The organism is Bradyrhizobium sp. BEA-2-5, from assembly GCF_032918025.1.
Lineage (GTDB): Bacteria > Pseudomonadota > Alphaproteobacteria > Rhizobiales > Xanthobacteraceae > Bradyrhizobium > Bradyrhizobium pachyrhizi.
Genome location: NZ_CP136629.1, coordinates 633,692 through 648,494, shown reverse-complemented (window position 1 = coordinate 648,494; position 14,803 = coordinate 633,692). Strand labels below are relative to the sequence as shown.

Below are 14,803 nucleotides of genomic sequence, written 5' to 3'. Positions count from 1 at the left end.
GCGTCACTCATCCGGGTCACCGGATGGGAACTGGCAAAAAATGGGTAATTACGATGGTCCATTGAGCCATGGCGGTGCGCGATTAAAATTTCAATCAGCAGTCCGCTCGAATGCCCATCGCAATACCGTTCGCAACCTACCGGCGGCACACTCCGGATCGAGGCTAATAGAAAGCAAGTTGTGATGGCTTTTCGCACAGGTGCCTGTGAACAAAGCGAGTGGGAAAATAGTCGTTCCTTTGACGGGCCAGGCTATCGCAGACTTGAACGCGGGGCTCGCGGAGCCGGCACCGCCGCGTCGAGCTTTTTGGACAAAGCAGTCGTGCTGAGACCCGGGATCGTCGCGCCGGTTCTCGAGCATGATGGTCTGGAGGTCCTGGCATTCATGCTCCATGTGGAGCGGGACGTCATCCGGGAGCTAAGCGCCTACCTCAACGAGGAAGAACATCGGCGCGCCGCGGGATTGAGATTGGAGCGCGACCGCCGCCGCTTTATTGTTAGCCGCGGGCAACTGCGCCAAGTCCTCGCTTCCAGGCTGGGAATTTTGCCCTCGGAGATCGAGCTGGAATATGGCCGGCTGGGCAAACCCCACCTCTCCCGCCGCATGCCCGCCCGCGACGTGCGCTTCAGCGTCTCGCGATCCGGAGAAGTAGCGGTCATCGCCCTCTCGATCAGGCAAGAGGTCGGGGTGGACATCGAGGCGGTTCTCCCTGTGCCCGAGGCGGACGAGATCGCAGCGCTCTGCCTGTCCACCTCCGAATACGAGTCCTACGCCGCCCTCGATCCGGAAGACCGGCTGGAAGGCTTCCTCCAGCGCTGGACCCGGCTGGAGGCTGTCTCCAAGGCGCTGGGGTGCGGTTTGGGACAGCCGATTTCCTGGGATGAAAGGGATTGGGCTGTCCGAAGCTTCGTACCGCAACCTGGATATGTTGGGAGCGTGGTCGTCCGGAAGTGAACTGTCATCCGAAGTCGAAATTGCCGCGATGGTGCACGGAACAGGAAATGTCAGCTTCATCGATGAAAAGCCCGATGTCAGCGCACGTGATGCAGTTTTCGGAGCTGCTTGCAGACCTCGCGGTCAAGGACATCAAGGTCTGGGTGGATGGCGACCGGCTGCGCTGCAACGCCCCGGCCGGCGCGCTGACGGCGGAGCTTCGCGATCAGTTGCAGGGTCGGAAGGGCGAGATCATCGCGTTTCTGAACATGGCCACGGCCGCGGCCACGCAACCGCCTGCAATCATTCCGTTGCAGTCTCGCGGCACACGCACGCCCATTTACGCCGTACCCGGTCATGTCGGGGCACCGTCCTCATTCCTGGACCTCTCGAAGCACCTGGGCGGCGATCAACCGTTCTACGCCCTCCAGCCGCCTGGCTTCGATGGGCAGAGCGAGCCGATGGACCGCGTCGAAGATATCGCCGAGTACTTCGCCCGCCAGATCGTCGAATATCAGCCGACCGGTCCGTACATCATCGCCGGCTATTGCTCGGGCGCTCCAACAGCTTTTGAACTGGCGAAAATCCTGGGACAGCGCGAATCCGAGGTCTCGTGCGTTGCGCTGTTTGGCCCGCTTCACCCCACCACCTATGGGGAATGGCCGCGCCGGCTGTATTTTATCGCCAGGGGCAAGGCGGAATCGTTCCTGCATGAGACAGCGAAGCTGCCGACATTCGGCGCCCGTCTCCGATATTTCGGCAGTCGCCTGCGCGAGCACGTCCGCGCCCTCGTACCCCTCGTTGGCAAGAGCAATGAGCCTGTTGCGACAGACCCGGTGTTGGCGAGCAGGGCTCTGCTCAAATCGACGGCGATCGCGGCCTTTCAGCGGTACATTCCCACTCCGTATTCGGGTCGGGTTTGCATAATCCTTCCCAACAAAGCCTGGCTGCGATCGGGCGCCGCGCCACACCGATGGCTACGGGTAGTGCCGCATGCCGAATTTTACTTCGGGCCCGATGACTGCAACGAAGCCTCGATGCTGATGGAACCTGACGCACCTGCCATCGCGAACCTCTATCGCCAGGCAACCCAGAAGCTGAACGATTGACGTGATTTTCTTTTTTGGTTTTCCCGACGGGAGCGTATTTCATGAACGAAGTCCTACCTATCGCGCCGGAGGGCGTAGCGCTTCCCCTGCTGAAGGATTCCGATCATCAGGCGCTGGTTGTCGATTACAACGCGACGGCAGCACGCTATCCGTCGGACAGGACGATCATCGATCTCTTCCGCGACCAGACGACACGTAGTCCTGACGCTGAAGCGATCCGCTTTGGCGATGCAACGCTGACCTACCGGCAGCTCGACGAACGCTCCAACCAGATGGCCGCGTATTTGAGCTCGACCGGCGTGGGCCCAGGCCGGATTGCCGTTGTCTTCATGGAGCACTCCATTGAAGTCGTCGTGGCGATCCTGGGCGTGCTGAAGTCCGGCGCAGCCTATGTGCCGGTGGATGCGGCAACGCCGAAGGGGCGGATCACAACAATCCTGCAGGACATTTCCAACGGGACCGACGGGAGGGCTCCCGTGGCGATCACCCAGTCGCGCCTGCGTTCGGGCATTGCCTCGAACCTTGCCGACATTTTCGTGCTCGACGCCGATTTCGATTCGATATCGAATCAACCGGCCTCGGCCCGACCGTCCGCTGCGACGCCGGACGGCGCCGCCTATATCATCTTCACCTCCGGCTCGACCGGCACTCCCAAGGGCGTCGAGATCGAGCACCGGAGCCTGGTGAACTACATCTGGTGGGCCGCCCGGGTGTACAGCTCCGGCGAAAGTCTCGCATGGCCCCTTTTCTCATCCCTCGCATTTGACCTGACGGTCACAACGCTCTTTACGCCACTCATCACCGGCGGCCGCATCGTGGTCTATCTTGGCGATCCCGGAGTGCAGAGCATGGTCGCGCTCAAGGTGATCGACGACAATGCAGTGGATATCATCAAGCTGACGCCGGCACATCTCGCGATGATCCGCGACCGCAATCTTGAGACCACAAGACTGCGCAAATTCATCGTGGGCGGTGAGGACTTCAAGGCCGCGCTGGCTCGCGATATCACCAACGCTATTCCCCATCCTATCGAGATCTACAACGAGTATGGACCAACCGAAGCCACGGTGGGCTGCATGATTCACCGCTTCGACACCGACCGGGATCAATCCGCATCGGTGCCAATCGGTGTTCCGGCCGCGAATGCGGGAATCTACGTCCTCAGCAAAGAATATCAGCCCACCGGCCCCGGGATCATCGGTGAGATGTTCATTGCCGGCGACGGTCTCGCGAGAGGCTATTTCAATCGCCCCGATCTGACCGACGAGCGCTTCCGCACGGTCGCCGATCCCCGAGATGGGCGCTCGAAGCTGCGGCTCTATAAAACGGGCGATCTCGCCCGCTGGAACTCGGAAGGACGCCTGGAATTTCTCGGCCGCGCCGATCATCAGGTGAAGGTCGGTGGCACCCGTATCGAGCTCGGCGAGATCGAAGCACGGCTTCTCAAACACCCGGACGTTCACGAATGCGCCGTCGCCACCTCGATGACGAAAGCAGCGACACAAAAAACGGCCCAGATCGGCCATGGCGAACCGTCGACGCTCGAGGACGGCATCGCACGACTTGTGGCCTACTATGTCGCGTCGAAACCTCTGACCGTGGCGGACCTGCGCGCGCACCTCGCCGAAGAACTGCTGGAGTCCATGATTCCCACGCACTACGTTCGCCTGGAGCGGATGCCGCTCACGTCCAACGGCAAGATCGACCGCTCATCGCTTCCCGAGCCGACGGCGGAAAACATCCAGCCGGCGCAGGTCTTCGTCGCCCCCTCGACAGAGACCGAGAAGACGCTGGCTGCGCTATGGTGTCAACTCCTGAAGCTCGAGTCGATCGGACGCCACGACAACTTCTTCGAACTGGGCGGGGAGTCGCTGCTGGTGGTGCGGGCGGTGTCGCGCATGCGAAAGATCTTCGGCGTCGACGTGCAGCTTCGCAACCTCTTTGAGCGGCCGACACTGGCCGAACTGGCGGAAGTTATCGACGGAATGCGCTGGGTGGCCGATTCCAATGCCCCTTCCCTCTCGGAGGGACCGAGAGAGGAGGTCGAACTCTAGCCGGAAGGTCTCCTGGTCTTGGGCGGGACAGGAGCCTTTGAGTCAGGCTCATAGCAGATCGGATGAAGATGATGGACAAAGCTTGGAAGGCGGCGCGAGAGCCGGAGCTGCCTTGGATGGCGGCGGAGTATGAGCTCTTACGGGACCAGGTCCGCCGGTTCGTCAAGGAGGAAATCAAGCCCTGCGCGGATCACTGGGAAGAGAACGGGTTCATTCCCCGTTCGATCCTGCGCCGCATGGGCGAACTCGGTTTCTTCGGCATCCGCTACCCGGCTGAGTATGGTGGCGCCGAAATGGACTCTGTCGCGTCAACGGTGTTCGCCGAGGAACTCGGGCGCTCGACCTATGGCGGCGCCGCCGACGCGATGCTCGTCCATGCCGACATGGCTTCCTCGTACGTCTTTCACGACGGGACCAAAGCCCAGCGGGCCCGCTGGATGCCGGGCATTATCGACGGCGAGGTGATCACCGCGATCGCCATTACGGAGCCGGATGCGGGCTCGGACGTGAAAGCCATCCGCACACGCGCGGTGCGAGATGGCGACTCTTACGTGCTCGACGGCACCAAGCTCTACATCACAAACGGTGTCCACGCGGATCTCTACTGCGTCGCAGCCAAGACTGATCCCTCGGCAGGAAGCAACGGGATCACGATGTTCCTCGTCGAGAAGGGAACGCCAGGCTTCAGCGTCGCGCGCGAACTGGACAAGCTCGGCTGGCGCTCCTCCGACACGGCGGAACTTGTCTTCGACGGTTGCCGCATCCCCGCCGAGAACGTGCTCGGCGCGGAGGGACAAGGCTTCTACTCAATCATGCGCAACTTGCAGAACGAGCGCCTCGTCCTCGCCGCCATGGCGATAGGGATGGCCGAGGCAGCGATCGACATGACCCTCACCTACGTGAAAACCCGCCGAGCATTCGGGGGCGTCCTTTGGGACATGCAGGCGATCCGTCAGCGGCTCGCGATGCTTTCTGCGAAAGTGGAGGCAAGCCGCGGGTTTCTCTATGCCACCGCTTGGCGCATGGCGGCCGATGACGATTGCCTGCGCGAGATCTCGATGTTGAAGGCCATCTGCGGCGAACTCGTCAACGAGGTCGCGTATGATTGCGTGCAGTTCCACGGCGCCATGGGCGTTATGCGCGAGAGCGCGATCGAGCGCGTAGCGCGTGACGCCCGCGTCCTCTCCATCGCCGGCGGCGCGACGGAGGTGATGCTTGAGGTGGTCGCGTCGATGTCATGATCCTGACGCGGCGTTGAGGCGTCGCTCTGACGTCAGCTATAGGAAGGCAGGGTGCCGGCCCTTCGTGCGGCGGGCCGGGCGTGGATGACCTCGGCATCCGGGCCGCTCGCGGCGATCGACGCGGCCTACGGCGCGCCCGGATTCACCCCTAAAGCCCGGTAGGCGTCATTGCCGCCGAACACCAGCCAACGGAATCGGACTGCCGAGGTTTCCAGCCGATCGAACATGATCAATGGCCTGAACGTGGATCCCTTTCACGGCCCTTCCAGATGGGTCATTCATGCTCGCAAATTGCTGAGACCAGAGAAATGCCGTCGGCGTGGAGCATGCGATCGAAGGACCGACGGGCACAGTCAGGCAGGCTGTCGGGTTGTTGAAAATGTTGTCAAAGATGGTCCGGTAGAAATAGCCTTCCTTGGACGTCGGCGTTTGCCGCGGAAAGCGCTTGCTCGCCTCTGTGAGCATCTGATCCGAGACCTTGTTCTCGGCATGATGCTTCAAGCTTTCAATCCAGCTATATCCTACCCCGTCGGAAAACTGCTCTTTTTGACGCCACAAGATCGCTTGCGGCAACAGATCGGTAAATGCTTCCCGCAATATGCCCTTCTCCATCTTCTCGCCAGGGCACATTTTCTCGGCCGGGTTGATCGACATTGCGTAGTCCAGGAATTCCTTGTCCAGGAAGGGCACCCGGGCTTCGACCCCCCAAGCCGCCATTGCCTTGTTCGCGCGACAGCAATCATACTTGCTGAGTGCAAAGATCTTTCGGACCGTCTCCTCGTGGAATTCTTCTGCCGACGGCGCCATGTGGAAGTAGAGATAGCCGCCGAATACCTCGTCAGCGCCTTCTCCGGACAACACCATTTTGATGCCCATTGATTTGATTTTGCGCGCCATGAGATACATCGGCGTGCCGGCACGGATGGTGGTGACGTCAAAGGTCTCCAGGTGCCGGATCACGTCCGGCAATGCGTCCAATCCTTCCTGCACGGTAAAAACAATCTCATGATGGACCGTGCCGATGTGAGCCGCCACGTCTCGCGCATGCTTCATGTCGGGTGAGTTTTCGAGGCCGACGGAGAACGAGTGCAGCCTCGGCCACCATGCTTCTTCGGTTTCCCCCAACTCGATCCGCTTGAAGCGGTGGCGCGCTGCGAGCGCCGCGATAAGCGACGAGTTCGAGCCCGCCGGAAATAAGCACCCCGTAAGGCACATCGCACATCATTTGCTGCTTGACCGCAGCTTCGAGCGACGTTCGGAGCTCCTGCAGGGACACCTTCCTGTTTGGAAGAGTATGTGCCCACTGTGGATCATACCACTTGACGAACTTTCCGGCTTTGGCGCTGTAATGATGCCCCGGAGGAAACTCCCGGATCGTCTCGCATACGCCATCGAGAGCTTTCATTTCGCTCGCGACGTAAGTCGTGCCGTCGCTGCCCCAACCGATGTAAAGCGGAACAATGCCGATGTGGTCTCGGGCGACGAAGAAATCGCCACTGCGCTCATCGAAGAGGGCAAATGCAAAAATGCCACTCAGCATATTGCACACGGCAGGGCCGTACTCGTCGTAGAGATACAGGATGATTTCGCAATCGGACTTCGTTTTCCATGCGTGCGGCAGCTTCAGCGCCTCGCGCAAGCCGACATGATTGTAGATCTCTCCGTTCACGGCCAAAGCGCGACCCGCGGTCACGTCGAGAAGGGGTTGAGCGCCGTGCTCCACGTCGACGATGGAAAGGCGCTCGTGCGCGAGCACTGCGCCGTCGCTGGAATAAATGCCGCTCCAGTCTGGCCCGCGGTGCCTGACCGTCTTGGCCATCTCGAGCGCCCGGCTGCGCGCCGACTCAAGCGATTCTTTAAATCCAAAGATGCCAACGAAGCCGCACAAGGAGGTTGCCCCTTCTGTGAATTCAGATCGCAGCGAAGCGGAACAGCGGATCGAGAACGGTAAAGGTCACAAAATATTCAAGGCTCATATCAAGCGGAATTGCCTATGCCTAAGCGGCGGCACCGTCGCATAGGCGATAAAATATGCGGATGAGCGGCATCAAACTCCATGGCTGCTCGTGTCTTCCAATTCCAAATGGCCCCTGATGCGGGCTGACCGGGCGCTTCATGCGATCGACGGGGGCGCAAATTCCTCATTTCGCTCGACGTGCCAATCCCGACCACTATGCCGCTTCCGGCTTTGTCACCTGCTGTCGCGCCGCGAGTCTGCCGCGGTCACGTCGGTCCGGCCTATCACGACCGGAACGTTTGAACTGCTTAGCTTTCGAGGTGCCGCGTCGGGACCATCCTGGTATCGCAGAGAGACCTCGATGGTGTCACCCGGCTGCAACTCGGCATCCTCGTTCACGACAACCCGTTCAGGTCCTTTCTCGCTCTTTCTAATAATAGCAATATCTGGCTTGCTGCCGGATCCCCGTGCGAGCTGCGATCGAACCATCGAAGTGTACTGAAGCTTCTCACCGACGCTCTGCAGTTTCTCGCGAATCTGATTGAGCTTTAAGCTGGTCTCTTGCAGCTCACGGAACAGATCAAGCTTCCGCTGATCGTCGAGCTTGACCAACCGTCTGGCGTACTCGTCCTGCAGTTTCTTGACCTGGAGCAATTGCGCAGAGGTCTGCAGCCTCCGGGTTGCCGACAGCAGAACCGCGCGACGCGCATCCGTCACGCGAGGGCTGATCAACGATCCCTTGCCGAACAGGTCGGTCGCTTTCTGAAGATCCTCGACGTCGGACTGAAGTCCTTCTTCATCTTTCTTTTGCTGCTCCGACAGCACGCGGACCTCGTCGTCTCCCTGCCGAACGCTGCGCTGCAAGTACGCCTTTTCCTGCTGATAGTCATTCTGCTTCGTCTTCAGATATTCGGCTTCCGCATTGACGATTTCCGAAACCGCCGACCGAGCTATCGGCAGGTCGGCAAGAGAAGCGCTTGGATTGATCTGCGTCCCTTCCCCGAGTTCGCTCTTGATGCGCCACATCCGCGCCTGTTCCTTGGCGAGTTCTGTCCAGAGCGATCCATACTCGCTTCTCAGGTCGGCTGACTCGAGATACGGGTTGTTCATCCTGATATGCATGATGTCGTAGCCACCCGCCATGGCGATGAGCTGGCGCGCGGTGCTCGCCGGACGATAAGGGTACTCCCCCGGCTTCGACACGTCCCCGTTGACGTAAACAGGCCTGTACTCCGCCACGATCGCCGTGACCTGATCTGCATCTATGACGACCACGACCTCGCGGCCGTCCACAGTCCTCTGTCGAAAGACCTTGCTCGTCATTGCGGCCCCGACCTTGGCCCGAATCTCTTGCAACGGCAGGCCGGCGACCGGGACCATCCCGACCAGCGGCAACGAGATATTGCCATCGACCTGGACAGGCGCGCGCTGCCGCAACTCCGGTACGCCTGCCACAGCGACCTCCAGAACATCTCCGACGCTCACTCGATATTCGGCTTTCGCCTGCGCGGAAATCGTCAGGCCAACAGCCACCAGGCCCCACCTGACGCAACGACCTGGTTGACCGCGACGGTTGTCAAGATGGAAGAAATTACGCAGCTTGGCGTTCGGCATGGCGTGCTCGATGGCTCGGTCTCACGGATTGATCGACAATCTAATCCCGCAGCGCCTCGGCTCAACTGACCATCGTAGTTACTCCCGGCTACCCATTTATTGCCAATCCGCCTCCTGACCCGAATGCTATTGTTTTTGTAGGGGGACGGACTGCTTGACGGACTGCCTGGGAGTAACCGGTGAGTTATGCGTTTTTCACCAATTCGCCGGCCCCTACCGAGCGTTCGGCGCATTCGGTCACTGGCCGCAAGGCAATTGCGGCTGACCTTGGCAAGAACAGATTGGCCGCCTTGCTGGTACTGGCGGCAGGCGCCGAGTTCCTCCTCGTAGCCGTTGGGGCTTTTGCCGCTGCCGTCCTCTATTATCGGCTGGTCCTTGCCCTCGACTATCCGGACACTCCCAAATACATCCTGGAATCTCTTCTGATTGCCACGTTGCAGCTGCTCGTTTCCGTTGGGCTCCAGCAGTATTCGCGGATCCAGACGCAGCCCCGGCACATCTTCCTGTGGAGCGGCGTCAGCGCCGTCTTCTTCGTATTCTCCTTCTTCATTTCAACGATATTTCTTCTCAAGATCTCGGACGGCTACTCGCGCGCCACCGTGATGGCCCAGGCGGCAAGCGTTATCGTCATGGTGCTCTTCGCGCGGGCAATATGCTTCTCGTTGCTGCAACCTGCCATCGCATCCGGACTGATCGACGCCAGGCGCGTCATCCTCATAGGTGAACCGAGCCACTGCCTGGATTTTTCCGCACGAGTAAGCGCCACCGGAATCCGGACCATTCGCTCGTTCGAGTTGCCGACCTTTCGCAAGGGCTCTTCTGCATCGGAGCATTTCGGGGCGGTCGAAGTGCTATCCCATGTCCGCGAACTGATCGCAGTGTGCCGTCCCCTGCGAGCGGATGACATTGTCATTCTGACTTCGGAGTCGGATGTTCGGGCGGCCCTCGCGCTCGCCGGCGCCCTGTCAGAGCTCCCGGTTGACGTTCACGTCGTCCCGGTCGGTGCAATCGACCTCATGGCCGTGTCGCGCATCACGCAATTCGGCAACATGGTGACGATGCGCATCTTCCAGTCTCCCCTGACGCCGTTCCACCGGGCGATAAAACGAGCCTTCGACATCGCGGCCGCAATTGCCGGACTTGTCATAATCAGTCCCCTCTTCGTCATCCTTCCGATCGCAATCAAGCTCGATTCCCCCGGGCCGGTGCTATTTCGTCAGACGCGGCACGGCTACAACAACGAGACTATTCGCGTGTTGAAATTCAGATCGATGACCGTGACGGAGGACGGCGACAATTTCAAGCAGGTGACCAGACACGATCCACGCGTGACCCGGTTGGGACGCTTCATGCGCCACACCAATATCGATGAGCTTCCACAGCTCTTCAACGTGCTGGTTGGCGACATGTCACTCGTCGGGCCTCGTCCGCACGCGACTTCGCAGAACGAGAGCTTCGCCCGGCTGATTTCGTCATTCTCCCGCCGCCACAACGTCAAGCCCGGCATTACCGGCTGGGCACAGGTCAACGGCTATCGCGGCGAAACCGACACCCTGGAGAAGATGCAACGTCGTGTCGAGCATGACCTGTATTACATCGACAATTGGTCATTCCTCCTCGATCTCAAGATCATCGTCATGACCCTCTTCTCCAGAAAGGTCTATTGGAATGCCTTCTAATGCGATGACGACCGCTGCATGTAGTCTGTACAGCAAGATCGCAAGGGCATTGCAGTCGATCCCGTTCCCGTTTGATCGGCGGAGGCTTCGGTAGGCCACCATTAAGTGCAGGTTCGAGACAAATGCTGCAAACTCACAGAACTGACAATTCGGCACCTCAGGACACGATGCCGCCTGAATTTGGTTCGCCGGCCGAATTCGTGGCGGAGGTTCTCGCCTTTTTGCGCCGCCGCCTCTCGATCATACTGCTGACGTGTTTCTTAATGTTTGGCGCCGGCTTGCTCTATCTCGTTGTCGCAGTTCCGACGTTTACGGCAACCGCGCAACTCATCGTCGACGCCAAGACGACTTCTTCCAACGACACGGCGTCGGCAACGACGGCCGTCGAAAGTCAGGTCGCAATCCTGAGGTCCGAGAGCGTCGCTCGCGCGGCGATCGCGAAGCTCGGTTTGGCGGGGGATCCGGAATTCTCCGGCGGCGCCCTGCACCGCCTCAGTCGGTCGACATCACGGCTGCTCGGTTGGAGCAGACAGGACACGGATGTCGTCACGCGTGATGCAATGGAAGCATTCGCGCGCAAGCTCTCGGTGAAGCGCGCCGGCCTCACCTACATAGTCGATCTCGCCTTCAGCTCCGCCGACCCCGAACGGGCCGCGCAGGTCCTGGACACCGTCGTAGAGACCTACATCACGACGCAAATGGACGCAAAATACAAATGGGGTCTGCAAAACGAGAAATGGGTCAAGGAACGTGTCAACGAACTGAGCAGCCAGGCGTCGACTGCCAAAAAGGCCGTAGCGGAATACAACAGGGCCAGGAATGGCGTCGCGGCTCCCGCGAACGCCGCCGACGCAGGTCCGCTCTCATCGCAATCGACCGGAACGCAAGACGAACTCCGTGCACTGGAAGCCACGGCGGATGCCGCCGCCAAAACGTATGACAATTTCCTCCGGATGTTGCGTTACATGGACGCCATGCAGCAGCAATCCGCGCCGGTGTTTGAGGCTCGTCTGCTCACCGGAGTGTCTCATCCCTACACGGCCAGCTCGCCGAACGCCCGCTTGATACTTGGATCAGCGATCCTCGGCGGCATGCTTCTGGGGATTGGAATAGGATTGCTGCGCGACAGGTCGGACCGGGAACGCGCGCCCGCGCGCAGGTCTGCAGCCACCGCATCCGGAGGAACTGGAGTCGTCCAGGGGCTCAAGGCGAACGGCGTGAAGCCCCATTTCGATGGTTCGTTCAAGGTCGAGAAACAACACACCTACAAGGAGGCCAATCCTGACTTATAGTCGCATGAATTGGCTCCCGATCGCGATACCGCAAGCTCGATTGAAACGCCCCGTACATCACGCGTCGAACAATGCTCGTCGGCGAACCGCCTTCATCGCGATGAAGGCAGCATGTTTCTCGTTGCGGTCACCGGAGTGGGTAATCCAGAAGGGCCGAACGCTCTCCGCAGCCGCGGGGTTATATTCGACCCTGCGACAATGTGCCGATTTGACAATGTGTAACATTTGAACGCTCAGCCTCCGCGCAGTCCGCTCCTCCGCCCACGAGGTGCGCCGAACCGGGAATTCCGGGCAAGAGCTCGATCACAATTACTGGGCGCCGCGTGGCGTCCACCAACGTTGGCTTGAGCAATGACGAGCTTTACTCGACCGTCCGGCGGACCCGCGACCATGTTCAGCAATGTCTTCCGGCAGTCATGGCTGGCTTTGACATACCGATGCTCGGGCGCCGTCGTCTCCCTCCTCTTCGGCGTAAGCTTTGCGCGGATGATGAACATAGAGGAATACGGTGCGCTCATGTCGTTGATGACGTTCGCGCTCGTCGCCTCCACGGTCGGCCTTATAGGTCAGCAATTTCGCGTGTTGCGGGAAATACCAAGCATCGCCGCCCGGAAAAACTACCCGGAGATCGGCTCGATTGTCTCGAAGCGGGTTCGCGTGGCATGTCTGGGCAGCGTTGCCGTGACCGTACTCGCCCTGCTTCCGTTCGTCGCCGCTCACGGCCGCGACGGAATATTCGGAGGCTGGCAATATGCCACGAGCGTGCTTCTGATATTGCCGTTGTCCTTGATCGAAATGCAGAGCTCGCTGGGGCGCGCGCTCGGCTCCGTCAATCTCGCACTCGTGTCGAAGGATGTGTTGTGGCGATTTCTCATCATATTGTTGGGCGCCGTTCTCTTCGCGACGTATGGCCATCCGCTACCGGCTGAAGACGTTCTGCTGATTGCGACTGGAATCCTGATCGTGTTGATCGCTACCCAGAACATCTACCTGCGGCATCTCGCGGAGGGGTGTAAGGTATTCACCATGGCGGTGGGGCGATCGAATGACCGGCTTCGCGACACCCTTTCCACTTCGGGACCGTTCTGGGTAACCAGCGTCACGAGCATCATGGGCGGCACGGTCGACCTCATCGTCATCACGGTCATGGTCGGCCCGGAAGCCGGAGGATATTACTACGCCGCCAGCCGGATCGCGCTCCTTCTTGATTTCTTCCTGGCGACCTTCTGTATTCCCGCGGCGCCCCTCATCGCACGTCTGTTCGATGAGAATCGTCATGCGGAAATCACGCGCGTCACGTCGGGAGCGTCATTGGCTGCGTTTGTCGCGGTCCTCGGCTGCGTTGCGACGTTGGCGCTTGGCGGCGACCTCGCGCTGATGGCGTTCGGAGCGACTTTCACCCGCGCCTACAGCGTCCTGATGGTCCTGGCAACCGGCATGCTGGTGTCGACATATTTCGGGATCGGCCCCATCGCCCTGAATATGACAGGCCATCAGCGGGCCGCGATGCACATCGTGGTGATCACTTGGGTGACGGGAATCCTGGCCATGATTGGCGCGACTTGGGCCTTCGGGACGATAGGAGCAGCGATTGCGGGCTCCTGCGCGGGCATCGCAACCAGGGTGTGGACTGCGGCCTACATTTATTCGGCGGAAGGGATCGATATCACCGCCACCACGGCGCTCCGCGCGTTGGTTAGGCGCGCAACGAGGCGAGGAGCATCCGAACCCCGTAGCGAGGCAATACGGCCAGAAGCCGGCGGCACCATTCTTGACCTGCAGCCTGTTCGCGGCAGTCGGGACACACGTACATGAATTGGGGAGATAGTTGAATGCGTTCGCTGTCATCCGAGGACGCGACTGCTGCAATTGGATTTACGCGCGGGAGGCGGTACCTGATGGACCGGTCTACATTCGAATACGAGGTGTCAGGAAGCCGGCTTTCCATGGGGCTGGTGAAGCTTCTGCACACCGTTGTTGCGCGGAGTACCGGGCGCGGTATGGGACTTGCCATGCGGGCGGTCAAGCCGCTTCTGCATTCCCAGCTGTCTTGCGTCCATTTCGCCGACGGTAGCCGCTTGTACTTCGAGCTGAACGACGTTTACTGGAATGCGTTCTTCATCGGCCAGCCCGGTATGACCTACGAGCCGGACATAGCGACGCTTCTGCTGCGGCTGAAGGATACCGACTATACGTTCTTCGATTGCGGTGCAAACATCGGATACTGGTCCGTTCTCGTCACGTCGGAAATGCTGGGTCGCAAGCGCGCGATTGCCGTCGAGGCTTCACGGGAGACGCTTGCAATTCTCGAGCAGAACCGTGACGCGAATGATCGGCGCTTCGAGATCTGCCGAAGGGCATTGTTCGAGTACGACGGGCGCAGCCTGTTCTTCTCCGACGACGGACCTCATTCGGCCCGGCACATCGTAACGTCGCAGAGCAGCCGTCCGTCACACACCGAACCCGTCATATCGATAACGATCGATGCGTTGGCAAGGGACCAGCAGCTGACCGACAGCGATCGGCTCGTTATCAAGCTCGACGTCGAGGGCCAGGAGGTTGCGGCCCTGAAGGGCGCTCGGCAGGTTCTGAAGCGCGACACGCTGATCATCTACGAAGATCATGGCCAGGATCGCAGCCACGCGACCACGAGGTACGTGTTCGAGGCACTCGGACTTCCGGTGTTTGCTCTTGCTGCAGACGGGTCGGTCACGAAGGTCGGTGACCTCGGCACACTGGATCGCCTGAAAGTGAACCCCAAAATCGGCTACAATTTCGCGACCTGCCCACCCGGATCCGGCTTCCACCGCTGGATATCAGGAATCGCCAGCCAGGCATGATCGTGTCGGGTGCCGTCGGAGGCCGATCCTGGCGCACGGGATCGCAGGCGGCTCAACCTACTTCGCGTGCCCGAGCCAGAATTC

At 60.2% G+C, this 14,803-nt stretch carries 10 protein-coding genes and 1 pseudogene; 8 read left to right on the top strand and 3 right to left on the bottom strand.

The genetic code is table 11. The annotated features are described in order from the left end of the window. The first annotated feature begins 183 nt into the window (after nt 1-183). From RX327_RS02950 to RX327_RS02935, 4 genes are all read left to right on the top strand, one after another. Nucleotides 184-954 (top strand): 4'-phosphopantetheinyl transferase family protein, encoded by a 771-nt coding sequence (locus tag RX327_RS02950; RefSeq protein WP_080667130.1) that lies wholly within the window; start codon nt 184-186, stop codon nt 952-954. A gap of 47 nt (nt 955-1,001) precedes the next feature. Next, a complete protein-coding gene (locus RX327_RS02945; RefSeq protein ID WP_244481876.1) occupies nt 1,002-2,042 on the top strand; it encodes a thioesterase domain-containing protein in 1,041 nt (346 codons plus the stop codon). A 41-nt stretch (nt 2,043-2,083) separates the two neighbouring features. Then, nucleotides 2,084-4,096 (top strand): non-ribosomal peptide synthetase, encoded by a 2,013-nt coding sequence (locus RX327_RS02940; protein ID WP_317249432.1) that lies wholly within the window; start codon nt 2,084-2,086, stop codon nt 4,094-4,096. A gap of 62 nt (nt 4,097-4,158) precedes the next feature. Next, the gene (locus tag RX327_RS02935) at nt 4,159-5,337 is read left to right on the top strand and encodes an acyl-CoA dehydrogenase family protein (protein WP_152977496.1); all 1,179 of its coding nucleotides are present in this window, start codon (nt 4,159-4,161) and stop codon (nt 5,335-5,337) included. Between the two features lie 165 nt (nt 5,338-5,502). Here the strand turns inward: RX327_RS02935 and asnB (RX327_RS02930) are convergent, their stop codons facing one another. The 3 genes and pseudogenes from asnB (RX327_RS02930) to RX327_RS02920 form a co-directional block, all read right to left on the bottom strand. Beyond that, nucleotides 5,503-6,552: an asparagine synthase B gene (asnB, locus tag RX327_RS02930; RefSeq protein ID WP_317249431.1), complete on the bottom strand. Its 1,050-nt coding sequence runs from the start codon at nt 6,550-6,552 to the stop codon at nt 5,503-5,505. 16 nt (nt 6,553-6,568) lie between these two features. Continuing rightward, nucleotides 6,569-7,156 (bottom strand): annotated as a pseudogene (gene asnB, locus RX327_RS02925) (asparagine synthase B); the annotation flags it as partial. 372 nt (nt 7,157-7,528) lie between these two features. Continuing rightward, nucleotides 7,529-8,908 (bottom strand): polysaccharide biosynthesis/export family protein, encoded by a 1,380-nt coding sequence (locus tag RX327_RS02920; protein ID WP_038377630.1) that lies wholly within the window; start codon nt 8,906-8,908, stop codon nt 7,529-7,531. A 179-nt stretch (nt 8,909-9,087) separates the two neighbouring features. Here RX327_RS02920 and RX327_RS02915 point away from each other — a divergent pair, with 179 nt between their 5' ends. The 4 genes from RX327_RS02915 to RX327_RS02900 all read left to right on the top strand — a co-directional run bounded on the left by RX327_RS02915 (nt 9,088) and on the right by RX327_RS02900 (nt 14,719). After that, nucleotides 9,088-10,587 carry an undecaprenyl-phosphate glucose phosphotransferase gene (locus RX327_RS02915; protein WP_050384005.1) on the top strand — a complete coding sequence of 500 codons (1,500 nt, stop codon included), beginning with the start codon at nt 9,088-9,090 and terminating at the stop codon, nt 10,585-10,587. A gap of 167 nt (nt 10,588-10,754) precedes the next feature. Beyond that, nucleotides 10,755-11,879: a Wzz/FepE/Etk N-terminal domain-containing protein gene (locus RX327_RS02910; RefSeq protein ID WP_050384062.1), complete on the top strand. Its 1,125-nt coding sequence runs from the start codon at nt 10,755-10,757 to the stop codon at nt 11,877-11,879. A gap of 390 nt (nt 11,880-12,269) precedes the next feature. After that, nucleotides 12,270-13,694, top strand: coding sequence for an oligosaccharide flippase family protein (locus RX327_RS02905; RefSeq protein ID WP_028335233.1), 1,425 nt, complete (start codon nt 12,270-12,272; stop codon nt 13,692-13,694). Nucleotides 13,695-13,711: 17 nt separating this feature from the next. Continuing rightward, entirely contained in the window at nt 13,712-14,719 is a 1,008-nt protein-coding gene (locus RX327_RS02900) for an FkbM family methyltransferase (RefSeq protein WP_244481877.1), read from the top strand. Nucleotides 14,720-14,803: the final 84 nt, after the last annotated feature.